Raw genomic sequence first — 22,910 nt, 5'->3', positions numbered from 1 at the left:
ATCAAAAATTTGTCAAGGGAGGGAAGATCAGGGGGTTTCTTTTTCTGCTTCCTGGGCCTGGACAGCCGTGATGGCAACGGTATTGACAATATCCGTAACCAGGCAGCCCCGGCTCAGATCGTTGACCGGCTTGTTCAGACCCTGGAGGATCGGTCCCACGGCAATGGCCCCTGAAGATCTCTGGACCGCTTTATAGGTGTTGTTTCCCGTATTCAGATCGGGAAAGATGAGTACCGTTGCCCGGCCGGCCACCCTGGACCCGGGCAGTTTGGTCCGGGCCACATCGGGTTCCACCGCCGCGTCATACTGGATGGGGCCCTCGACCAGGAGGTCGGGCCGTTTTTCCTGGACCCGGTGGGTGGCTTGCCTGACCTTGTCCACATCCTTTCCCTTGCCGGAACTTCCCGTTGAGTATGAAAGCATGGCGATCCTGGGGTTTATCCCGAACATCCTGGCCGTTTCGGCAGAGGTGACGGCGATTTCCGCCAGAGTTTCCGCGTCGGGTTCGGGATTGACCGCACAGTCTCCATAGGCCAGGACCTTGTCGGCCAGGCACATGAAAATGACACTGGATACGGATCCGGATCCGGGCTTGGCCCTGATGATCTCAAAGGCCGGCTTGATGGTGGCGGCCGTACTGTGAACCGATCCGGATACCATGCCGTCCACAAGGCCGTGATGAACCATCATGGTACCAAAGAAGTTCAGGTCCATGATCCTGTCCGCGGCATTTTCCCGGGTGATGCCTTTTTTGCTTCTGAGTTCAAAATAGGACTGGGTGAAGAGATCCAGGTATTGGGAGGTCAGGGGTTCAATGATCTCCAGTTCTCCCAGGCGCAGGCCCATGCGTTTGATCTTTTTTACTATCCTCTCCTTATTGCCCAGGAGGATAAGTTCCACGATTTCCCTTCGCAGAAGAATTTCCGCTGCATGGAGAATTCTTTCCTCCTCTCCCTCGGGAAGAACGATTCTTTTCTTATGGGCCCTTGCCTTTTGGAGAACCTCAAATTCAAACATCTTGGGTGTGACAATACTGCTTTTCGAGGTAATGACCTTTTCTCCCAGGCGTTCAATATCGATGTTTTGTTCAAAAAGGGCCAGGGCACGGGTAATCTTCCGGTGATCATCCGGGGAGATATCAGACTGGATTTTTTCCACGGCCACTGCGGTTTCAAAGGTATCTTTTGGGACACTGAGAACCGGCACCATGCTCCTGAATCCTTTGATGACCTCAATGACGGACTTTTCAGGTTTGAGCCCGCCGGTGAGTACGATGCCCGAGATCTTTTCCATGGAGGTCGAGGAGATGGTGGCCAGGCAGGCGACAATGACATCAGCCCGGTCTCCGGGGGTGATGATCAGGGTGCCGTGGTGGATCCGGGACAGAAAATTCCTCAACTGCATGGCGGCCACGGCAAAGCTTCTTACATGGCGGTAAAGCTGGTCCTGACCGAATAAAACTTCTGCCTTTAAGGCCTTGACCACTTCCGATACCGTTGGTTTCCCGATCACGGCCTCGTCGGGAACGGCAAAAACCAGCTTCCCCTTGAAAAGATTTCTTTTTCTGATCTGGTCGATGATGCGCTTTCCGTCCCCGGCCTGGACCCGGTTGATGATGATGCCGATGATGTCGCAGCCCTTGAGCATCAGAGATTCCATGGTCAGGTTGATGAGCAGGATGGCATCTTCCACGTTCTTTTCAAAGGCATTGGCCACCAGCAGGACCGGGCAGGACAGATCCTTGATGATCATGGCATTGATATCAAATTCCAGGCCGGTTGTGGACGACTTGAAGTCAGTGCCTTCGCAGAGGATAAAGTCTGAATGTTTTTTGGCCTCGTTGTACTTTTCAATGATCCGTTCAAAAATCTCTTCTTTTTTACCCTTGGACAGCAGGTGGTCGGCCTCTTCCTGGGTAATCCCGTACATGCTTTCATAGGGGATATCCAGGTCGAACTGAGTGGCCATGAGTCTGATATCCGGATCTTTGCCGTTTCCCTTGTCGATGATGGGGCGGAAAAATCCGACCCGGTCAATTTTTCTGAAAAGCATTTCCATCACCCCCAGGGCAATGGCAGATTTTCCGCTTCCGGATTCGGTGGCGGTTATGTATAGTCCGTTTGACATAAAAATTCCTTAATTATCAAGGGGTTTCCGAGGACCCATTTGGAGGATTGTCCCAGAGCATCTGGGCGATGGTCAGTCTGATTTTCCCGGTGTTGCTGCTTTGCTGCCGGAACAGGGCTTCCACCCGGGCCATTTCCCGGTAAAAGGGAGTCCGGTCAAACGGGACATAGGGTTGATCTTCAAAATTTCCGGCTGCACATCCCGGTCCCTTAATCAGGGCGCCATCCGGCCGGTGGAGTTCATGGGGAAGACCGTGGAGCCTGCAGATCATGGGCCGGTAAGGATACAATGCACACAGGCCTTCTTTGTTCAAAGGGCAGATCAGTTTCAGGGAGACGGTTTCATTGGACTGGGGTTCTCCATGGCTCCGGGAAAATGTCCGGGAGACATAGGTTTTTGCTTTTTGAGTTAAATTTTCCCTAGTAGCGGGGTCCATCTGCTCAAATCCATGGATAAGATAGGCTTTTTCAACAAAGGTGTGGTGGAAAAACAGGGACCTGCAGCAGGTGTCTTCACATCCCCGGCAAAGAAATTCGTATTGGGATGCGGTTTCATCATAGGCCTTGTCCATGGCCCGGTAAAGGGCCTCCAGGGGCTTGAAAATGTCCGGGGTCATTGTTTTTTTAATCCAGGTTAATCGTTAGTGGATGGTGAATACAGGGCCGGCCTTATACCAGGGGGTTGGGGAAAAACAGCTTCTGGTAAAGCTGGAGGGCATATCGATCCGTCATACTGGCGATGATGTCGCATGCCGACCGCTTTAAAGAGTTCTTTGAGGAATCCCAGGGCGCCATTTCCATTTTTTCAAGTTCCGACTGCATGACCTCGGGGTGATCCAGAAAATACCTATAGAGTCCGGTGATGATTTTTTTTACCTTTACAAATTCATTGTGGACCATGGGAGAGCGGTAAACCTTATCATATAAGAATTTTCTCAGGATGGTCATGGCGTGGAAGATGTCCTCACCCATGTCCAGGACAAATTTATCATCCTTTGGGCCGCTGTTGTACACCAGGTTGGCGATCATGGTACTGGCCCTTGCCGAATGGGTTTTTCCCAGTTTTTTTATACAGATCTCCGGGACATCCTTGGGCTGGATGACCTTGCCCCTGAGGGCATCGTCCAGGTCATGGTTTAAATAGGCAATGATGTCCGCCACCCTTACGATTCTTCCCTCAGCCGTGATGGCCGTCTCCCCCGGGGTGGAGGGAATGATATTGCCGAATCCCTTGGAGTGTTTCAGGATCCCGTCCCTTACCTCCAGGGTCAGGTTTAGACCATTGCCCCGGTTTTCAAGGCTGTCCACCACCCTCAGGCTCTGATCGGAATGGGAAAAATAGGATGAATAGGCTTCGATCAATGCGATTTCTCCGCCATGGCCAAAGGGGGTGTGTCCCAGGTCGTGGCCCAGGGCAATTGCCTCGGCAAGGTCTTCGTTCAGCCGCATGGCACGGGCAATATTTCTTGCGATTTCAGATACTTCTAGGGTATGGGTCAGGCGGGTTCTGTAGTGGTCGCCCAAGGGGGAGAGAAATACCTGGGTCTTGTATTTGAGCCGCCGGAAGGCATTGGAGTATACGATTCTGTCCCGGTCCATCTGAAACGGGGTCCGTATATTGCAGTCTGTTTTCTCCTGTTTTCTCCGGGTGGCTTGTTGACTGGGGGTGCCGTGGGACGAGAGAAAGCTCAGTTCCCTTTTCTGAAAGATCTCCCGAATGGAAAGATCTTTTTCCCGGGCATCTGGTATTCTGTTTGGTAATGTCATATAATTTTTTCTTTCACTTGGGTTCAATAAAATACTATAATTACCGGAAAAAGCAACAGGTTGACCTAAATTTATGGATGAGAGTGTGATTTTAAACCATATGGGAATCAAAGAGATACGGGATTTGGAAAAATATATGGAGATGGCCCTGGAGCAGGCCCGGCAGGCATTTGACCGGGAGGAGTTTCCTGTGGGGTGCGTGATCGTTCAGAGCGGCCATGTGATCGCCAGCGGCAGCAGGGCCGGAACAGGGCCCGGCCAGACATTTTTCAGTGAGGTGGACCATGCCGAAGTTCGGGCCCTGAAAAATCTGGAAAAATTCAAAGGAGGGTTTGACCCGGAAGAATCCATATTGTTTTCTACCATGGAGCCCTGTCTGATGTGCTATGGTGCCATTCTCCTTTCCGGGATAAAGACCATTGTATATGCCTATGAAGATGCCATGGGCGGCGGGACCGGATGTGACCTTAATTCCCTGACCCCCCTTTACCGGGACAGGGGCGTGGAAGTGATTAAAGGGGTTTGCCGGGAAAAAAGTCTTGACCTTTTTTATCAGTTTTTTAATAAAGAAGGCAATCAATACTGGAAAGGCAGTTTTCTGGAGTCCTATACCCTGGAGCAGAAACAGAACCAGGAATCAAAGAAGGCTCTTGCTCCGCCGGGTTTAAATTAAATAGTGCTTGCTTTTTTCAAAACACGTAATTATAATCAAAAGGTTATACTTGGTCTGTGAATGTGTGGACCGGCCAGAGGGGCCGAACTATCAAGCGGGCGTACTAAACGGGAGGTGTGAAAATATCTAAGCGAGGAAGGCAGGATCAGACAAATGTGAATAAGGGGATCAGGGCCAGTGAAGTGAGGGTGGTCGGTTCTGACGGCGAACAGATAGGAATTATGCCCACTGAAGAGGCTTTAAGAATAGCTGGTGAAGAGAATCTTGACCTCGTGGAGGTGTCGCCCAGCGCAAGGCCTCCTGTCTGTAAGATAATGGATCATGGAAAGTATAAGTACGAACTGACCAAGAAAAAGCAGGAGGCCAAACGGAAGCAGAAAAACGTTCAGATCAAGGAGATAAAGGTCCGGCCCAAAACCGATGACCATGATCTGGAAACCAAGGTCCGGCATGCTGAAAAATTTATCAGTAAAAACGATAAGGTCAAGGTCACCATGGTCTTCCGGGGCAGGGAAATTATGCTCAAGGAACAGGCCGGTGTGGTTTTGGAGAAAATTGTCCAAATGACCGATGATTTTGCCGTTGTTGAGCAGCCGCCCAAGTTTGAAGGCCGGGTGATCACAATGCTTCTGGGGCCAAAATAAAGCCCTGAACAGACTTGGCTGAAACAGCCCAGGTTTTAAAAAATAGACAAAGAGTGGTGGTATATTGTGGTTAAATAAGGTATACCACCTTCTCTTTTTAGTAAATGTAATAGACAAAGAGAGGTTTATCATGCCTAAGATTAAAACAAGCAGAGCGGCGGCAAAGCGGTTTACCAAGACCGGGTCCGGGAAATACAAATTCAGAAAATCCCATGCCAGCCATATTCTGACCAAAAAAACCACAAAACGGAAACGCTCTTTCCGCCAGGATCAGATCATTGAGCCTGCCAATATGAAAGAAGTGAGAAGGCTGCTGCCAAACGGCTAGGGTTTGGGGCGGTGTTCCTGTTGTGCTGCAGTATTAACTTGAATCATTCCCGGTCACGGGCCAAGGCCTCGGAAGCCGGAAGGTTTATAAGGAGTGAAGCAAAATGAGAGTAAAAAGAGGGTTTAAGGCAAGAAGAAGAAGGAACAAGGTTCTTGCACTTGCAAAGGGATTTAGAGGCGGCAGAAGCAAATTGTACAGAACTGCGGCTGATTCCGTGGACAAAGCATTGATGTATGCATACCGGGACAGACGTGCCCGGAAAAGAGACTTCAGAAAGCTCTGGATTGTCAGGATCAATGCAGGGGCAAGAATGAATGACCTGTCCTATTCAAAATTCATGCACGGCCTGAAACTGGCCGGCAGTGAACTGGACAGGAAAGTTCTGGCTGATCTGGCGGTTTCCGATCCTGCCGGTTTTTCCCAGCTGGCGGCACAGGCAGCATCCCGCCTAAATTAGACATTACACGCGAGTGGGGATATTTTGAACTATATTGCCGATATTGAGAAAGAGGCTCTGGACAGTATCGAGAAGGCAGATTCCCGGGAAAGTCTTGAACAGGTTGCCACCCGGTATCTCGGCAGAAAAGGGGTTCTCACCGGGTTTTTAAGGAATATTTCATCCCTGCCGCCCGGGGAACGTCCCCAGGCCGGCAAGAATGCCAATCTGCTTAAGGTCAGGCTTGAGAAAGAGATCCGGCAGGTTGAGTCCCGTCTTGAAGCGGACCGGGACGGGGAAGCCCGGGGGATTGACGTAACCCTGCCCGGACGGGTTCCCGCACGGGGCGCGTCCCATCCCGTCACCCAGGTGCTCAACGAGATCTGTGGGATCTTTTCGCGTCTGGGATTTGACATTGTCGAAGGCCCGGAAGTGGAGACCGATTACTACAACTTTGAGGCCCTGAACATTCCCAAATATCATCCGGCCAGGGATATGCAGGATACTTTTTACCTGTCTGAGAATATCGTATTGCGGACCCATACATCCGGGTCCCAGCCCCGGGTCATGGAAAAGAACGATCCGCCGGTCCGGATCATCTCACCGGGCAAGGTGTTCCGCTGTGATTCAGACCTGACCCATACCCCCATGTTCCATCAGGTGGAAGGGCTCATGGTAGATGAGGGTATCTCTTTTGGCGATCTTAAGGGGGTGCTGACAACCTTTGTCCATCAATTCTTTGACAGCGGGACTTCCCTGCGGTTCAGACCCAGTTTTTTCCCTTTTACCGAGCCCAGTGCAGAGGTGGATATCCAATGCGTCATGTGCCGGGGCAAGGGCTGCCGGGTCTGTTCAAAGACCGGCTGGATCGAAATCCTGGGATCGGGTATGGTCCATCCGGCCGTGTTTGAAAATGTCGGCTATGACACGGACAAATATACCGGATTTGCCTTTGGTATGGGTATGGAACGGGTAGCCATGCTCAAGTACGGTATTGATGATATCAGAAAATTTTTCGAAAATGATGTGCGTTTCCTGGGGCAGTTTTAGTTATGAAAGTCAGTCTTAGCTGGTTAAAAGAGTATATCCCCATTGGTTTTCAACCCGAAGAGCTTTCAGACAGGCTGACCATGGCCGGGCTTGAGGTGGATTCGGTTGAACCTCTCTACGATTATCTGGATAATGTCGTGGTGGCAAAGGTCCTGGAGGTGCGCCAGCACCCCAATGCAGACAAACTTTCCTGCTGCAAGGTGGATACCGGGAATGGCGAACCGGTTCAGATTGTCTGCGGGGCTCCCAATGTCCGGGAGAATATGTTTGTCCCCTGCGCCCTTCCCGGAGCCGTATTGCCCGGTGATCTGAAAATTAAAAAGAGCAAACTCAGGGGGGAAGTCTCCCAGGGTATGCTCTGCAGTTCAGCCGAGCTTCGCCTCGACTCCGATGCTTCCGGAATCATGGATCTTGACCCTGCCCATCCGGCCGGAACCCCTCTGGAAAAGGCCATGGGCCTTGATGATACCCGGCTGGAAATCGACCTTACCCCCAACCGGCCCGACTGTCTGAGTCTCATCGGCGTGGCCCGGGAAATCGGTGCCTTCAGCGAGCCCAAAGCAAAGGTAACCCTGCCCGATGTGACCCTGCCCCAAGAGAGAATGGGGAAAGAATCCATCCACGACTGGGCAAAGGTCAGGATTGAAGATCCGGATCTTTGTCCCCGGTATACGGCGGGCATGCTCTTTGACGTCAAGGTGGGCCCCTCTCCTTTCTGGCTGCGCCAGAAGCTGGAATCCGTGGGGTTAACCCCCATCAACAATGTGGTGGATATTACCAATTTTGTCATGCTGGAAACCGGACAACCCCTCCATGCTTTTGATTACGACAACCTGGCCAGGGGCGAGATCATCGTTAAGACGGCAGGTTCTCCCGGGGATGCACCCATCGATTTCACCACCCTGGACTCCAAGACCCACAAGCTTGAGCCTGAGATGCTCATGATCTGTGACGGGGAACGGGCCGTGGGCCTAGCCGGGATAATGGGTGGGGAGAACTCGGAGATATCCGATGACACCACCCGGGTGCTGATTGAAAGTGCCCATTTCAATCATGTCTCCATCCGGAGGACGGCCAAGAGGACCGGCATTGCCACAGATGCCTCCCACAGATTTGAGCGGGGGGTGGACCCGGAAGGCACCCTGTTTGCCATGAAAAGGGCGGTTTCCCTGATCGCGCTGGTCTGTGATTCCGCAGTGATTGCAAGGGATATCATTGACGAGTACCCGGCAAGGGTCGAGCCAGTCAGTCTCAGTCTGAGCACGGATGCCCTCAACGTCCGCCTGGGAATCGACCTCTCCTGTGATGCCATCGCCGATATCCTTGAATCCGTGGATTTTAAGGCAGACAAGGCAGGGGAAAATCTTTTAAAAGTGGCTGTTCCCTCCTTCAGGGTGGATGTGACCCGGCCCGAAGACCTGTCCGAGGAAGTGGCCAGGCTGTGGGGATACAACAATATCGAGACCAGCTATCCTCCGGTTCCGGCCCGGGGAAAGGCATTGTCTCCGGTCATCCTGACCCGGGAAAAAATCCGGCAAGCCATGAACGGGTTCTCTTTTCACGAGGCCATCAACTACAATTTTGTTCACCAGGACTCCTGTGACCGGCTGGCCCTTTCCGATGCAGATCCCAGGCGCCGGATGGAGTTTATACTCAACCCCATTTCAGACCAGATGTCTGTTCTGAGAACCTCCCTTGTGCCGGGGCTCCTGGAAACCATGAAAAAGAACAATGCCCAGCAGACCGACACGGTCAGGATATTTGAGATGGGCAAGGTCTTTTTTGCCACAGAGCCTGGCCAACAGCCCCGGGAAGTCGAAATGGTGGCAGGGCTTTTAACCGGGAACCGGCGGGATCCTTCCTGGTTTTCAAAGAAAGCTCCCTTGGATTTCTATGACATGAAAGGGGGGGTGGAAGCCCTTTTAAAAGAACTCTCCATCCAGAACGTCGACTATGCCCGGATCGAGGATGATGCCTGCCCCTATTATGAAAAAGGAATGGGAGCTGTGGTGAAAAAGGGTCAGCAGATTGCCGGATTCATGGGAAAGATTGCCCCCAAGGTAATGAAGACCTACGGCCTCAAACAGGAGGCCTTTGTCTTTGACCTTCAGTTGTCGGTTCTGATGGAGATGATGCCCGAGAAGATCCAGGCCTCTTCCCTGCCCAAGTTTCCATCCATTTCCAGGGACATGACCTTTATCGTGGACTCAGGTCTCGAGGTCGGTTCTGTTCTGGGTCGGATGAAGGAAATGGCCGCCCGGGAGAAATTGATCGAGGAGATCTTTCTTTTTGATCTGTTTGAGGGCCATCCCATTGCAGAGGGAAAAAAATCTCTCTCCTTCAGGGTGGTTTATCGGTCAGATACCAGAACCCTGACCGAGAAGAACATAAAAAAGCTTCATGCCAACATGACCCGGCAGATCATGGATACCTTCCATGCAGATCTGCCGGAGTAACGGGGGTGTTGACAAAGGCGGAATGCCCTGATATATTGTGCTGCTGATGCGGGCATAACTCAGCTGGTAGAGTGCAAGCTTCCCAAGCTTGATGTCGCGAGTTCGAGCCTCGTTGCCCGCTCCATCTTTTTTTTGGAGATGGCAGATATGTTCCATTGATTTGGAGTTTAAACATGATCTGATCCGGTGAACCGGGGGTGAAGATTTTAATGTGGGTTGTACTAGGAACGGGCGTCTGCCCGTTTTTGTATTTAATAGGGAATGAGAGATTTGGGAACAGGTTTGATTGGAGATGCACCGGATGGATTGGCAGGGAGGGTTGCCCAGGTAGCCCTGCCCCTGTGCCAGGCAGAGAACTATGAGCTGGTCCATGTGGAGTGTTTCGGCCGTGACCGGGAGGTCATTGTCCGTGTGTTTGCGGACAAACCCGGGGGCATCACCCTGGAAGACTGCGTTTATATCAGCCGGCAGCTGGGGGATCTGATCGATGTCCATATTGAAAATATGGGGTCGTACAGGCTTGAGGTCTCCTCTCCCGGACCCAACCGCCCCCTCAACAAAAAGGAAGATTTTTATCGATTTGCCGGCAGAAGAGTTAAAATAGAAACCCGAGAAGCCATTGACGGGCAAAGGAAATTTACCGGAGTTCTTGAGAAGGTAAATGAGGATTCCGTTTTAGTCGGCGTTGATGGCAAAAAAGTGGAGATATCAGACCTGCAGATCAGCAAGGCCATACTTGCAGGAGATTAGAATGGAGAACTTTTAAGATGTTTATCACAGATATAAAAAGAGTTATCGACCAGGTAAGCCGTGAAAAGGGGATTGATCCGGAAGTATTGATAAATACGCTCAAAGAGGCCATTGTCTCCGCTGCCAGGAAAAAGATCGGTCCCAGGGCGGATATTGAGGTCCACTATGATGAAAAGACCGGTGACGTCGAAGTTTTCCATTTTAAGGAAGTAGTTGAAGAAGTTGAATATCCGGATTCCGAGCTCACCCTTGAAGAGGGGTATGAATACGATCCTGAATGTGAGATAGGGGACAGCCTGGGGATTCTCGTGGATACCGAGGATTTCGGACGGATCGCCGCCCAATCTGCCAAGCAGGTGATTATCCAGAAGATGCGGGAAGCCGAGAGAAACGCGGTCTATGAAAATTTTATCCACAAAAAGGGAAAGATTATCAACGGCATTGTCCAGCGGTTTGACCGGGGGGCCATCATTGTCAACCTGGGACAGGCTGAGGCCGTGCTCAGACCCAGGGAGCAGATGCCCAAGGAGAACTACAAACGCGGGGACAGGATCCGGGCATATGTCCTGGATGTTCTTGAGGAATCCAAAGGGGCGCAGATTATTCTTTCCAGAACCCATCCGGAATTTCTCATTGAATTGTTTAAAACCGAGGTGCCTGAAGTGGCAGAAGGCATTGTCAACCTCAAGGGTGCGGCCCGGGTCCCGGGGGTCAGGGCAAAAATTGCCGTGGCTTCCATTGATTCGGACGTGGATCCTGTGGGGGCCTGCGTGGGAATGAAAGGCAACCGGGTTCAGAACATTGTCCAGGAACTCCGGGGGGAAAAGATCGATATTGTGCAGTGGAGTCCGGATGTGGCCCGGTTTGTCTGTAATGCCCTTTCCCCGGCAGAGATTGCCAGGGTGATCATTGATGAGGACAATCGATCCATGGAGGTGATTGTCAATGATGAATACCTTTCCATTGCCATTGGAAAAGGCGGGCAGAACGTCTCCCTGGCCTGCGAGATCACCGGCTGGCACCTGGAGGTGACCAGTGAGGAGGAGTACAGCCGGGAGGTGAAGCAGGGGTATGACAGCCTCATGAAATTGAGCAATGTGGGCATGGCCATGGCAGAGGTCCTGTTCAAGGCGGGATTTGCCTCTTTCATGGAGATATCCGAAGCCGCCGTGGAAGATATTGTATCCATCATGGATCTTTCCGAAGAAGAGGCCGAGGCCACAATTGAAGAAGCCCGGCAGCTGACCCTTGAAGAAGAGGCTGCTGAACGGGAAGCCGCCGAGCAGGAGGCCCTGGCAGAATCAGAAGACCCGGAAGAGTTAGAACCTGAAGAGGGCGGCCTTGAACCCCCGGAAGAAGAAATTGCACAGGAAGAAGAAACCGTGCAGGAAGAAGAATCTCCAGATCCGGGTCAGGCAGACCCGGAAGCCGAACAGGAGCCGGAACAAGAAATCCCGGACAAGGATACGGAAGAGGGCGTCTAGGTAAGTCGTATACGAGTGAATTAGAAGCATGGTAAAAAGATAATTTAAAGAGGATTACTGGGGGCAGCCAATGGCCAAAGTCAGAGTATATGAGTTAGCTAAAGATCTGAACATGACAAACAGAGCGCTTCTGAATAAGATGAAAGAATTAAAGATTGAAGTGAAAAGCCATATGAGCTCTCTGGAAGACAGTTCTGTCAGGGCAATCCGTCAGAGTCTGTTTGGTAAGAAAAAAAGAAAACAGGACGTTAAGGTGAAACCTTCGGTTATCCGCAGACGAAAAACCACGACCGAATCCGAACCTGTTTCCGATACGGAAGTCGATGAATCCGAGGTTGCAGAGGAAGAGGTAACCGCCCCTGAAGTGGAGACAGAGCAAGCTTTGCCGGCCCAGGACTCGGGTGAGCAAGATTCGGCCGATGAACCGGTTGCAGAGTCAAAAGAATCCTCTGACCCAGAAGAATCTGAAGATCAGGGTAAGGCTCCCAAAAAAGTGACCAAATCCAAGACCCGGAAATCAGAGCCTGCCAAGATTGTCAAGCCCGCCAAAAAGGATGAGCCTTCAGAACCCGACCTCCCTGAGCCTGAACCGGAAGAGGAAGAAAGACCCGCCCCAGAGGCTGAGGAAGTCGAGGAAGCCAAAGAAAAAAGCCCGGCCCGGAAAACCGCCGAATCTGCAGGCAAGGAGGAGGAAGTCCTGCCCGCTTCCGATGAACCGGCTGCTGAAGAGGAAAAGGAAAACCAGGGGAAAGAAGATACGGAAGAAGCGGCCCAGGCTGCCCAGAAAAAGAAAAAGAAAAAGAAGAAAACCACCCCGGCCAAGATTGTAAAAGTCGCAGATCCCGTTGTGCTTGAAAATCTTCAGAAGATGAAACCCTCTGAGGACAGGAAACGGGGCCAGGTCAACCGGGAGCGTCAGACAGAGCCCCGCAGAACATCCCCGAGAAAAGATGCCGGAGGGCCTGTGCCCGGTAATCTGGGCGTGCCGCCCATGCCGGGAGATCCAGATCCGGCTGGCAGAAAAAAAGACCGGCGCAGGGAAGCGCCCGGATCAGAGTTCCCCGGGAAACGGAAACGGCGGAAGAAAAAATCCGTGGTTGAAGGGGATGCCCTCTACGACCGGGGCAGGAAAAAACGGGGTAAAAAAGAGAGCCGCGGCAAGAAAGGCGGTTTCCAGAAGACCCAGATTACCACTCCCAAGGCCATCAAGAGAAGGGTTAAGATTGACGAGGCCGTTGAACTGGCAGAACTTGCCAAACGCATGGGAATCAAGGCCAATGAGATGATTGCCAAGCTCATGGGCATGGGAGTCATGGCAACGGTAAACCAGACCATTGATTTTGAGACCGCTTCCCTGGTGGCGGCAGAGTTCGATTTTGAAGTGGAAAAGGCCAGTTTTGAGGAAGATACCCTGATCAATATGCCCACGGTTGAAGATGATGAGGGCAATATGATCGAAAGGGCCCCTGTGGTGACCATCATGGGCCATGTCGACCACGGGAAAACCTCGCTTCTGGATGTGATCCGGGAATCCAAGATCACCAGCGGAGAAGCAGGGGGCATTACCCAGCATATCGGGGCCTATAATGTCCAGACCTCTGCCGGCGGGAGAATCACCTTTCTGGACACCCCGGGCCATGCCGCTTTTACGGCCATGAGGTCCAGGGGGGCCCAGGTGACAGATATCGTTATCCTGGTGGTGGCGGCCGACGACGGAGTCATGCCCCAGACCGTAGAGGCCATCAACCATTCCAAGGCCGCGGGTGTGCCCGTGGTGGTGGCCGTGAACAAGATGGACAAAGCCGGGGCCGACCCGGATCGGATCATGCGGGAGCTGTCCGAGTATGACCTCCTGTCCGAAGAATGGGGCGGGAGCGTGATCTTTGTGAAGGTTTCGGCCAAAACAGGCCAGGGCATTGATGAACTCCTTGAAATGGTTCTTCTCCAGTCCGAAGTCCTGGAACTCAAGGCCAACCCGGACCGGAATGCCTCGGGCTATGTTGTGGAATCCCGACTGGATACGGGCCGGGGGGCCGTTGCAACCGTCCTGGTGAAACAGGGGACCTTGCGGGACGGGGATCCCGTGGTCTGCGGTCTTCATTCCGGTAGAATCCGGGCCATGATCGATGACGAGGGAAACAGAATCGAGGATGCCGGACCGAGTACGCCCGCGGAAATCGTCGGCCTCAACGGTGTGCCCGATGCCGGAGATGAGTTTATCGCTGTGGCTTCGGACAAGGATGCCAAGCAGATTGCCGGTCACAGGATGCAGAAACAGCGGGCCAAGGAACTGGCCAAGAAGAGCCGGGCCAACCTTGAAAAGATGTTTGAAAACCTGGGTTCCGCAGAGATCAAGGAACTCAAGCTCATTGTCAAGGCAGATGTTCAGGGCTCCATCGAGGCCCTTAACGATTCTCTCAAGGATCTGGCCAAGGAAGAGGTGGATGTTAAAATCGTACATTCGGGTACAGGGACCATCAACGAATCAGACGTTGCCCTGGCCGGTGTGTCCGACGCCATTATCATCGGCTTTAATGTCCGGCCCACGCCCCAGATCCGGAAGATGGCCAAGGATGAAAACGTGGACATGCGCTTCTATGACATCATCTACGACGTCATCAACGATATCAAGGCGGCCCTGGACGGAATGATGCCCTCCACCTTCCATGAGATCATCATCGGCCGGGCCGATGTTCGGGATACCTTTGTGGTTCCCAAGATCGGAACCATTGCCGGGTGCCATATTGCCGAGGGCAAGGTGATCCGGGGCAAGAAAGTCAGACTTCTCAGGGACGGTATCATCAAGTGTGATACCGAGCTGTCTTCCCTGCGTCGGTTCAAAGACGATGTCAAGGAAGTGGAACAGGGATATGAATGCGGTATCGGCCTTGAAAAATTCAACGATATCAAGGTGGGAGATGCCATTGAGTGCTATGAGGTCGAAGAGAGAAAGTACAAGGCTGAATAGATGAAACCCTACGCCAGAGGAGAGAGGATCGGCATCAAGATCCAGAAGGCCATTACCGAGCTTTTGAACAAAAAGATGCAGGATCCCAGGATCGAAATGGCCACCATTTCCGGGGTGAAAATGACCCCGGATTTAAGGGTGGCCCATATCTACGTCACCGTATTCGGAGGCAGGGACAGGATCGATGAGGTCCTGGAGGGTTTTAAAAAATCCAAGGGGTTTATCAAAAAGAGAATTGCCCCGAAACTGGGCCTCAAATACATGCCTGACCTGAGGTTTGTCTACGATGACACCTTTGACAGGGCGGCCAGGATGGATGCCCTCATCGATTCGGTCAAGCCCCGGGATGAAGATTCCTCCAATGACCCGGAAATACAGGGCCCGGGAATATCAGGTACAGAAGATCCGCAGAATTTAGATTGAGATTCACCTCGGAAAACCTTCAGACCCTTCGTGGCCATTGTTAAGGATTGCTTTTCATGGCAAACCTGATTTTGACCAGGAGGGAATCCATCAGACAAATAAAGGAAGTCAATGATTGACGGTATCCTTCCGGTCGGCAAGCCGGAGAATATATCCTCGGCCCAGGTAGTGGCCCGGGTAAAAAGGGCGCTCCAGGCAAAAAAAGCCGGCCACACCGGAACCCTGGACCCCTTTGCCACGGGCCTGGTGCTGGTTGCCCTGGGCAAGGCCACCCGGATATCAAAGTTTTTCCTGGAAGGCCGAAAATCCTATACCGCCCAGGTAACCCTTGGGATTGAAACCGATACCTATGACAGGACCGGCACCCGGACCTCAGAGGCAGATCCGTCTGTCCTGTCCGAGATAACCCCTTCCCGGGTCGAAAAGACGGTTCTGGAATTCAAGGGAGTTCAGGACCAGGTGGCCCCGAGTTTTTCCGCCCTGAAACATGAAGGCACCCCCCTGTATAAACTGGCGCGCCAGGGAAAGATGATCCTAAAACCCCCCAGACGGATCGAGATATTTGATATCGGGATCACCCGGATGGATCTTCCCCAATTTGAAATCCGTGTGGTCTGCTCTTCGGGAACCTATATCCGGAGCCTGGCCCATGATATGGGCAGGACCCTGGGCTGCGGCGCCCACTTGTCCGGGCTGATCCGCACCGGGTCCAGCCAGTTCCGGCTCGAAAATGCCGTTTCTCTGGAAGAGATTGACGGAATGGACAACAGCCGTATTTCCCAAAGGGTGGTTTCCATGTCCGACTGCCTGGCCTTCATGGACTTTGTCCGGGCAGATTCGGCCCTTGCCCGGAAGATCCGCTACGGGCAAAAGCTCGGGGATACGGACATTGATCCGGACCGGATTGAAAAGGGGCAGGCAGGGGGGAAGACTCCCGGGTATGTAAGAGTCATTGATGAGTCCGGCGATCTGCTGGCCGTGATTTCATCCGGGGAAAAGGATTCAACCTATAATTATTCTTGCGTTTTTGCCGGATAACTGATATTTACAGCAGGTTGTATATTTACTTATGGTGTTGTATCAGCTCCCATTCCTTTTTATCTGAGTGGAATATTGGATAAAAGGCTGCGCCAGGAGACGATCGGATTTTTCACCATTATATTATTTATTCCAAATAAAGGAGTTTAAAGTGGTTTTACTTGCAGAAAGCAAAGAGGAGATGATTGAGCAATTCAAGCTCCACGAGTCTGACACAGGCTCACCAGAAGTCCAGGTGGCGATTTTAACCCACCGGATCAGCTATCTTACCGAACATCTGAAGACACATACAAAAGACCATCATTCAAGACGCGGACTGCTCATCTTGGTTGGCCGGCGCAGAAGCCTTCTTGACTATGTAAAGAAAAAAGATGTGAACCGGTACCGTTCTTTAATTGAAAGACTCGGATTGAGAAGATAAATTGATGACGAACCGGTTTTTGGCGATTCCATGTCAAAAACCGGTTTTTATTATTATTCAGGCGGCAGATTTTGGGAATCCTTTTAAATATAGTCGCATCTTTGCCATCAAATCCCAGGTTTGATGGCAAAGATGCGGGTTTATATTTTTAAGGCCTCCTGAAATTTCCGTCTTTTTTTATTTTAATTTTAGGAGAAATTATGGAAAAGATTGTACAAACAACCATTGGCGGAAAAGAATTTTCCATCCGCACCGGGAAAATGGCCAAACAGGCCTCCGGCGCTGTCGTGGTTAAGTATGGAGAAGCAGAGGTCCTGGTAACGGCAGTGGCTTCCAAGGAACCCAAGGCGGACATCAGCTTTTTGCCCCTGTCTGTGGAATACCAGGAGCGCATTTATGCCGCCGGCAGGATCCCGGGCAACTATTTCAGGCGGGAAATCGGTCGTCCTTCGGAAAACGAAACCCTGAGGGCCCGGCTCATTGACCGGCCCATCCGGCCCCTTTTCGAGGATGATTATAACTTTGAAACCCAGGTCATTGCCACGGTTCTTTCAACGGACAAGCTCTGTGATCCCGGGATTCTGGCCATGGTCGGGGCATCGGCCGCCCTGGAAATATCCGATATCCCCTTTGCCGGCCCCATTGCCGGCATCAAAGTGGGACGGGTCAACGGCGAGTTCATCGCCAACCCCACGCCGGAACAGATGGAAGAAAGCGATATTGACCTGACCGTGGCCGGTTCCAGAACCGGAGTGGTCATGGTGGAGGGGGGTGCCGACATCGTGTCTGAAAAGGACATGCTGGATGCCATCTTCTTCGGGCATGAGACCATGCAGCCCATCATCGATCTTCAGGTTGAACTCAAGGAGGCCTGCGGCAAGGAAAAACGGGCTTTTGTTCCGCCTGCCAGAGACGAGGCCCTGGCGGAAAAGGTCAAGGATTTTGCCAAAGACAAGATCCATGAAACGGTCCAGATCAAAACCAAGATCGAGCGGCAGAACGCATTGAGCCTTTTAAAGGAAGAGACCGTGGCCCAATTCTGTGATGAATATCCGGAACAGGTCAAGGAGATCAAAGAGGTATTCAGTAAAACCGTAAAATCGGTGAGCCGGCAGATCGTTCTTGAAGAAAACCAGCGCATCGACGGCCGGGCCTTTGATGAAGTCCGTCAGATCACATGTGAGGCGGGCTGTCTGCCCCGGCCCCATGGTTCTGCCCTTTTTACCCGGGGTGAAACCCAGGTCCTCGGTGTTCTGACCCTGGGATCGGGTATGGATGAACAGCGGATTGAGACCCTGGACGACGGGAATATGACCCGGGCCTTCATGCTCCATTATAATTTTCCTCCCTATTCAGTGGGTGAGGTTAAACGGCCGGGCGGTCCCAGCCGGAGAGATGTCGGACACGGTAACCTGGCCCACAGGGCCATTGCCCGGGTCATGCCCGAGAAAGAGGATTTTGAATATACGGTCCGCCTGGTGGGCGAGGTTCTGGAATCCAACGGCAGTTCCTCCATGGGAACGGTATGCTCCGGTATCCTGGCCCTCATGGACGGCGGGGTTCCCATCAAGGCACCGGTTTCCGGTATTGCCATGGGTCTTGTCAAAGACGGGGAGAAAACCGTGGTACTTTCCGATATCCTCGGGGATGAAGATCATTTCGGGGACATGGATTTTAAAGTGGCCGGAACCAAAGAGGGGATTACCGCTCTTCAGATGGACATTAAAATCAAGGAACTCTCCAAGGAGATCATGGAAACCGCCCTGGCCCAGGCCAACAGGGGCAGGATCCATATCCTGGACAAGATGCTTGAAACCATCGATAAATCAAGGGACGAGATCTCTCCCCACGCTCCCAAGATTGTCTCCATCACCATCAATCCCGACAAGATCAGGGACATCATCGGTCCCGGAGGCAAGATCATCCGAGCCCTACAGGCCGACACCAACACGGTGATTGAAGTGGATGACTCCGGCCTGGTCAAGATCGCAGCGGAAAACCAGGATGATGCGGACCGGGCCCTGGCCATGGTTTCCGATATTGCCCTGGATCCGGAGATCGGCACCATTTACGAAGGGAAGGTGGTGAAGATCACCGATTTCGGCGCCTTTGTCAATATCAAGTCCGGAACAGACGGCCTGGTGCACATCTCCGAACTTGCCGACTACCGGGTCAAAAAGGTTACCGATGTGGTCAAAGAAGGAGAGATGATCCGCGTCAAGGTCCTGGACATCACCCGGGACGGCAAGATCAAACTGAGTTATAAAGCTGTCAAAGAAGAGGATGAATAATCCTTTTTGCATCTGCCCCCTGGCCTCAGGGTCCAGGGGGAACAGTCTTTTTATTTCCACCCCGGACACGGCCCTGCTCATTGACGCGGGCCTGTCCGGCAAGGAAATCCAGCGCCGCATGGACCAGGTCGGGGAGAACCCCCAGGACCTTTCCGCCATCATCATCACCCACGAACATTCAGACCATATCCGGGGAGCCGGGATATTAAGCCGGCGCTTTAAAATCCCGGTCTATGTCACCCCCCATACCTATTCCGCCTGCCAGGGCCTTGGAAAAATCGATCACCTGAACCACTTCGAGTGCGGCCGGCCCTTTGAGGTGGGCAGCATCCGGATCAACCCCTTTTCCATTTCCCACGATGCCCGGGACCCTGCCGGACTTACCCTGACCTTTCAGGAAAAAAAGATCGGGGTGGCCACGGATCTGGGCATTGTCACCGGCCTGGTCCGGGAGCATCTGAAAAACAGCATCGCCCTTTATCTGGAGTCCAACCATGATCCGGACATGCTCATCAACGGACCCTATCCCTGGCATCTGAAGCAGAGGATCCGGTCCAGAACGGGCCACCTTTCCAATGTGGATGCCAGAAACCTGGTTTCCGAACTCCTTCACCAGGATCTGAAGCACATCATCCTGGCCCATCTGAGCGAGGAGAACAACCATCCCCAGAAAGCGCTACTAGAGGTAACAAAGGGGCTGAACGGTTCTGAAACCGCCCTTTACGTGGCCTCTCCGGACAGGCCCGGCCAGATGATCCGGCTTTAGGGTTTGTCATGACGGGAAAATTATCCATTAAAGCCGGATTTCGGGCCGTGGATGAGGTCTATTCCTCTTTTGAGGAAGAGGTCCGGGGATTCCGGACCGGACAGGCCTGCAAGAGTGGGTGCGCCTTCTGCTGCTCCCATGCCGGATCCATTGATGTGACCACCCTTGAAGGCCTGAGAATCAGGGGCCTGATCCAAAAATTTTCCCGTTCCCGGCAGAAATCTTTGGAAAAGAGCCTTTTTCGGGAAGTCAGGCACCGGGAAAAGAACCTGGTGGTTCCCTGCCCCTTTTTAATGAAGAACAATGTCTGCATGATCTACGAGATCCGCCCCTTTTCCTGCCGGAGGATCTACTCCCTCCATACCTGCACAAAAGAGAATCCGCCCCGGGTGAACCGGAAGGTCATGGACAAGGGCGAAGAAGAGATTAAACGCCTCCAGGAAATTGATTCCACAGGATACTTGGGCCATATTTCCTATATCCTTCACATGCTGGATGCGCCTGGGTTTCTCGACACCTACATGGGGGGAGGATTTGACCCCGGAAAGATCGTGGTGTTCGGCAAGTCCCATAATATCGTCATTAACCAAAAGATGACCCTCTGAAACAAAGAATGTCGGATTGAATCGGATCCACCCATGCCGCAGTCAAAGGGCAAATCCCGGATTAAAAGGCCAGGACCTTCTTTTCCCGGTCAATATATTTTAGATATAATTTTTCATTGTCATCCATGAACAGATCAAAGAGATCCGGGTCAAAGGATTTGCCACGTTCTTCATGCATGATGCTGATGGCCTTTTCCAGGGGCATGGCGACCCGATAGGGCCGGTCTGAGGTGATGGCGTCCCAGACATCGGCAATGGTGGCGATCCGGGCTTCAATGGGAATTTCCATTCCGCTCAGGCCCTGGGGATAGCCGGTGCCGTCCCATTTCTCCTGGTGGGAATAGGCGATATTTACGGCAACAGGGGCGATCTCCAGTTTTGACAGGAGATTTTTTCCAATGGCCGGGTGCTCTTTGATATGTTCAAACTCCTGGTCTGTCAGGCGGCCGGGTTTGTTTAACACCTCGTCTTTAATTCCGATTTTACCCACATCATGGACAATGGTGCCCATATAGATCTCATTCACCAGGGTCTCGTTTAAGCCGGTTTTCCGGGCAAGGTCTCTGGCATATCCGGCCACCCGTTCAACATGGCCGCCCGTATACTTGTCTTTAGATTCAATGACAGAAGCAAGAACCATTAAAAATACCTCGAGTTGTTCGGATTTTGTTTTTTCTCTTTCCAGCCTGTGAACACTGAGTACATTTTTAACTCTTGCCTGGAGTTCAAGGTGGTGAAAGGGTTTTGTCAGGTAGTCATCTGCGCCGTACTGAAGGGATTTGATCCTGTCTTCCTGGTCGGTCAGGGAGGTGATGATGATGACCGGAAGGGTTTCGGTATTCGGGGCGGTCCTGATCTTTTCGAGCAACGTGTATCCATCCATAATGGGCATCATGATATCGGAAATCACCAGCCCCGGCATGTGCTCATTTATTGCCTGCCATGCAGCCCGGCCGTTGGATGCAATATGAAGGGTGTACTCCTTTAGGGCAGCACTTAAAAATTCCTGTATACTCTTGTTGTCTTCGGCAATGACAATGTCGCCCTTGGAATTTTCCGGCCGGATTCTCTTCACAGTGGTTTTAGGGTCGGATGTTCTTTCCGATTTAAGGATCCGGGTAATATCCTCATGGTCTATCTTGGCAAGGTCGGTCAATCTTCTGTCAATATTGCGCCTGTCATCTGTTCCGTAGCTTTTTCTTTTTTTCCGGCGTTCCTTTATCCTTCTCTCGATAACGGCATCGGGTTCTGTTTTCTCAAGATCCATGGGCAGTAAAATTGAAAAAAGCGTACCCTGTCCCACCTGGCTCTTGACGGAGATCTCACCATGCATCAATTCCACGGAATCTTTTACAATGGCGAGTCCCAGTCCGGTACCTTCATATTTCCGGGTTCGGGAGCCGTCGCCCTGCTGGAATCTTTGAAATATTTTTCCAAGGACTTCCCGGGACATGCCGATGCCGGTATCTTTCACCTTAATCCTGATCCTGTCTTGCTCCCGGGACAGAACCACCTTGATCTCTCCGTTTTCCGTAAATTTATATGCATTCCGGATCAAATTGTTCAAAATATCCTTTAATTTTTCCCTGTCGATAAAGACCAGTTCCAGGTCCGGGGTCCCGAAAAAGTTCAGATCGATTCCCCGCTGGTCTGTGAGTCCTTTGAAACTGTTGACGATCTGGGAGATGACGGCATTCAGATCTTCGTTTGTCAGCACCAGTTTTCTCATGCCGGCGTCAAATTTGGATACCTTGAGCAGCTCATTTATCTTTTCGGTCAGGTTCAGGGTCTGAAGACCGACTTTATTGATGATGGTTAACAGATGATCCGGAATTTGCCCGGATTCCCCGTCAAGAATGTAGTCTGTCCACCCCCGAATCACCGTCAGGGGAGTTCTCAGTTCATGGGTGACATTGGCGATGAAATCTTTTTTGGAACGGGCCGCCTCTTCAAGGGCAATCACGGACTCCTCCAATTGAGCCGTTTTCATGGCTACCCTTTTTTCAAGGGTTGAGTTGAGCATGAGGAAATGGGAAAGGATAAAGACCAGCACACTGAAAGAGATAAAAAAAACACCAATGGGATAGATCTGAAATCCCAGTTCTTTTGCCAGGGCCGGATAATTGAGAATATAATCAATGGAGGCAAAACAGAATACAATGCTGGCAATAAAGAAATACTTTAACTGGTTTTTTTTGATGGTGTCGGTTTCTTTTTTAAAAACCCCGTACAAAAGGGAAAAGAGACGGATCATCAGGATAAACACCATGGCCATATATGCCGGATGCAGGGGGCCGGCCTCGGGATAATATCCAAAGGACTGAAGATAGGCGCCCTTGATAAAATAGTCTGTTGTCCACAGGCTGGCCAGGAATCCCAGGCAAAGACCATAGACCCAGCGGATATGATGTTTGGGCAGTCTCAGGTAATGGACAACGGATTCATATATGCTTACCGGTAAAAAGATGATTCCCGTATACCCTATCCTGCAGATCAGGCCGGAATATTCATTACTGTGGAGCAAAAAAAGAATAAACCATGAAAACTGCCAGTGGAAGGTGATAATACAGAATCTTAAGAAGACCTTGCGGAGTGTGCCCCTGGAAAGAAAGTATATGGTGATACCCAAGCACAAAAAGAGCAGGGAAGAGAATAGGGGAAGAACTGCGCTTAGGTACTGCATT

19 protein-coding genes and 1 tRNA gene are annotated in these 22,910 nt (G+C 51.8%); 16 read left to right on the top strand and 4 right to left on the bottom strand.

Translation table 11 applies throughout. The annotated features are described in order from the left end of the window. Window positions 1–27: 27 nt before the first annotated feature. The 3 genes from pta to F608_RS0108790 are packed head-to-tail and all read right to left on the bottom strand — an operon-like array spanning window position 28 to window position 3,893. Window positions 28–2,127 carry a phosphate acetyltransferase gene (gene pta / locus F608_RS0108800; protein WP_022665262.1) on the bottom strand — a complete coding sequence of 700 codons (2,100 nt, stop codon included), beginning with the start codon at window positions 2,125–2,127 and terminating at the stop codon, window positions 28–30. A gap of 16 nt (window positions 2,128–2,143) precedes the next feature. Continuing rightward, entirely contained in the window at window positions 2,144–2,743 is a 600-nt protein-coding gene (locus F608_RS0108795; protein WP_022665261.1) for a hypothetical protein, read from the bottom strand. 52 nt (window positions 2,744–2,795) lie between these two features. Next, window positions 2,796–3,893 (bottom strand): deoxyguanosinetriphosphate triphosphohydrolase, encoded by a 1,098-nt coding sequence (locus tag F608_RS0108790; RefSeq protein WP_022665260.1) that lies wholly within the window; start codon window positions 3,891–3,893, stop codon window positions 2,796–2,798. Window positions 3,894–4,017: 124 nt separating this feature from the next. Here F608_RS0108790 and F608_RS31255 point away from each other — a divergent pair, with 124 nt between their 5' ends. The 16 genes from F608_RS31255 (at window position 4,018) to F608_RS0108710 (ending at window position 20,226) form a co-directional block, all read left to right on the top strand. After that, window positions 4,018–4,566: a nucleoside deaminase gene (locus tag F608_RS31255; protein ID WP_341833807.1), complete on the top strand. Its 549-nt coding sequence runs from the start codon at window positions 4,018–4,020 to the stop codon at window positions 4,564–4,566. Between the two features lie 116 nt (window positions 4,567–4,682). Continuing rightward, a complete protein-coding gene (gene infC / locus F608_RS0108780; protein ID WP_084681026.1) occupies window positions 4,683–5,210 on the top strand; it encodes a translation initiation factor IF-3 in 528 nt (175 codons plus the stop codon). A 130-nt stretch (window positions 5,211–5,340) separates the two neighbouring features. Then, complete coding sequence (gene rpmI / locus F608_RS0108775) at window positions 5,341–5,538, top strand: 50S ribosomal protein L35 (protein ID WP_022665256.1); 198 nt, start codon at window positions 5,341–5,343, stop codon at window positions 5,536–5,538. Between the two features lie 103 nt (window positions 5,539–5,641). After that, window positions 5,642–5,995, top strand: a complete 354-nt coding sequence (rplT, locus tag F608_RS0108770; protein ID WP_022665255.1) for a 50S ribosomal protein L20 — start codon at window positions 5,642–5,644, stop codon at window positions 5,993–5,995. A gap of 21 nt (window positions 5,996–6,016) precedes the next feature. After that, on the top strand, window positions 6,017–7,024 hold the full coding sequence (gene pheS / locus F608_RS0108765) for a phenylalanine--tRNA ligase subunit alpha (protein ID WP_027362598.1): 1,008 nt from the start codon (window positions 6,017–6,019) through the stop codon (window positions 7,022–7,024). Window positions 7,025–7,026: 2 nt separating this feature from the next. Continuing rightward, window positions 7,027–9,480: a phenylalanine--tRNA ligase subunit beta gene (pheT, locus tag F608_RS0108760; RefSeq protein ID WP_022665253.1), complete on the top strand. Its 2,454-nt coding sequence runs from the start codon at window positions 7,027–7,029 to the stop codon at window positions 9,478–9,480. Window positions 9,481–9,528: 48 nt separating this feature from the next. Then, window positions 9,529–9,604: transfer RNA gene (locus F608_RS0108755), tRNA-Gly, on the top strand. Between the two features lie 182 nt (window positions 9,605–9,786). Beyond that, the gene (locus tag F608_RS0108750) at window positions 9,787–10,230 is read left to right on the top strand and encodes a ribosome maturation factor RimP (protein ID WP_027362597.1); all 444 of its coding nucleotides are present in this window, start codon (window positions 9,787–9,789) and stop codon (window positions 10,228–10,230) included. Between the two features lie 17 nt (window positions 10,231–10,247). After that, window positions 10,248–11,714: a transcription termination factor NusA gene (gene nusA / locus F608_RS0108745; protein WP_022665251.1), complete on the top strand. Its 1,467-nt coding sequence runs from the start codon at window positions 10,248–10,250 to the stop codon at window positions 11,712–11,714. A 70-nt stretch (window positions 11,715–11,784) separates the two neighbouring features. Next, a complete protein-coding gene (gene infB, locus F608_RS0108740; protein ID WP_022665250.1) occupies window positions 11,785–14,682 on the top strand; it encodes a translation initiation factor IF-2 in 2,898 nt (965 codons plus the stop codon). Beyond that, entirely contained in the window at window positions 14,683–15,105 is a 423-nt protein-coding gene (rbfA, locus tag F608_RS0108735; RefSeq protein ID WP_022665249.1) for a 30S ribosome-binding factor RbfA, read from the top strand. A 111-nt stretch (window positions 15,106–15,216) separates the two neighbouring features. Next, window positions 15,217–16,143 (top strand): tRNA pseudouridine(55) synthase TruB, encoded by a 927-nt coding sequence (gene truB / locus F608_RS31250; RefSeq protein WP_022665248.1) that lies wholly within the window; start codon window positions 15,217–15,219, stop codon window positions 16,141–16,143. Between the two features lie 151 nt (window positions 16,144–16,294). Further along, window positions 16,295–16,564, top strand: coding sequence for a 30S ribosomal protein S15 (rpsO, locus tag F608_RS0108725; RefSeq protein WP_022665247.1), 270 nt, complete (start codon window positions 16,295–16,297; stop codon window positions 16,562–16,564). A gap of 200 nt (window positions 16,565–16,764) precedes the next feature. Then, window positions 16,765–18,855, top strand: coding sequence for a polyribonucleotide nucleotidyltransferase (gene pnp, locus F608_RS0108720; protein ID WP_022665246.1), 2,091 nt, complete (start codon window positions 16,765–16,767; stop codon window positions 18,853–18,855). Next, window positions 18,848–19,621 (top strand): MBL fold metallo-hydrolase, encoded by a 774-nt coding sequence (locus tag F608_RS0108715; protein WP_022665245.1) that lies wholly within the window; start codon window positions 18,848–18,850, stop codon window positions 19,619–19,621. The genes pnp and F608_RS0108715 overlap by 8 nt, the downstream gene beginning before the upstream one ends. Before the next feature lie 8 nt (window positions 19,622–19,629). Continuing rightward, entirely contained in the window at window positions 19,630–20,226 is a 597-nt protein-coding gene (locus F608_RS0108710; protein ID WP_022665244.1) for a YkgJ family cysteine cluster protein, read from the top strand. A gap of 61 nt (window positions 20,227–20,287) precedes the next feature. Here the strand turns inward: F608_RS0108710 and F608_RS34575 are convergent, their stop codons facing one another. Further along, the gene (locus tag F608_RS34575; RefSeq protein WP_022665243.1) at window positions 20,288–22,909 is read right to left on the bottom strand and encodes an HD domain-containing phosphohydrolase; all 2,622 of its coding nucleotides are present in this window, start codon (window positions 22,907–22,909) and stop codon (window positions 20,288–20,290) included. Window position 22,910: the final 1 nt, after the last annotated feature.

It is taken from the genome of Desulfospira joergensenii DSM 10085, from assembly GCF_000420085.1.
Lineage (GTDB): Bacteria > Desulfobacterota > Desulfobacteria > Desulfobacterales > Desulfobacteraceae > Desulfospira > Desulfospira joergensenii.
This window is presented reverse-complemented; position numbering and strand designations above follow the sequence as displayed.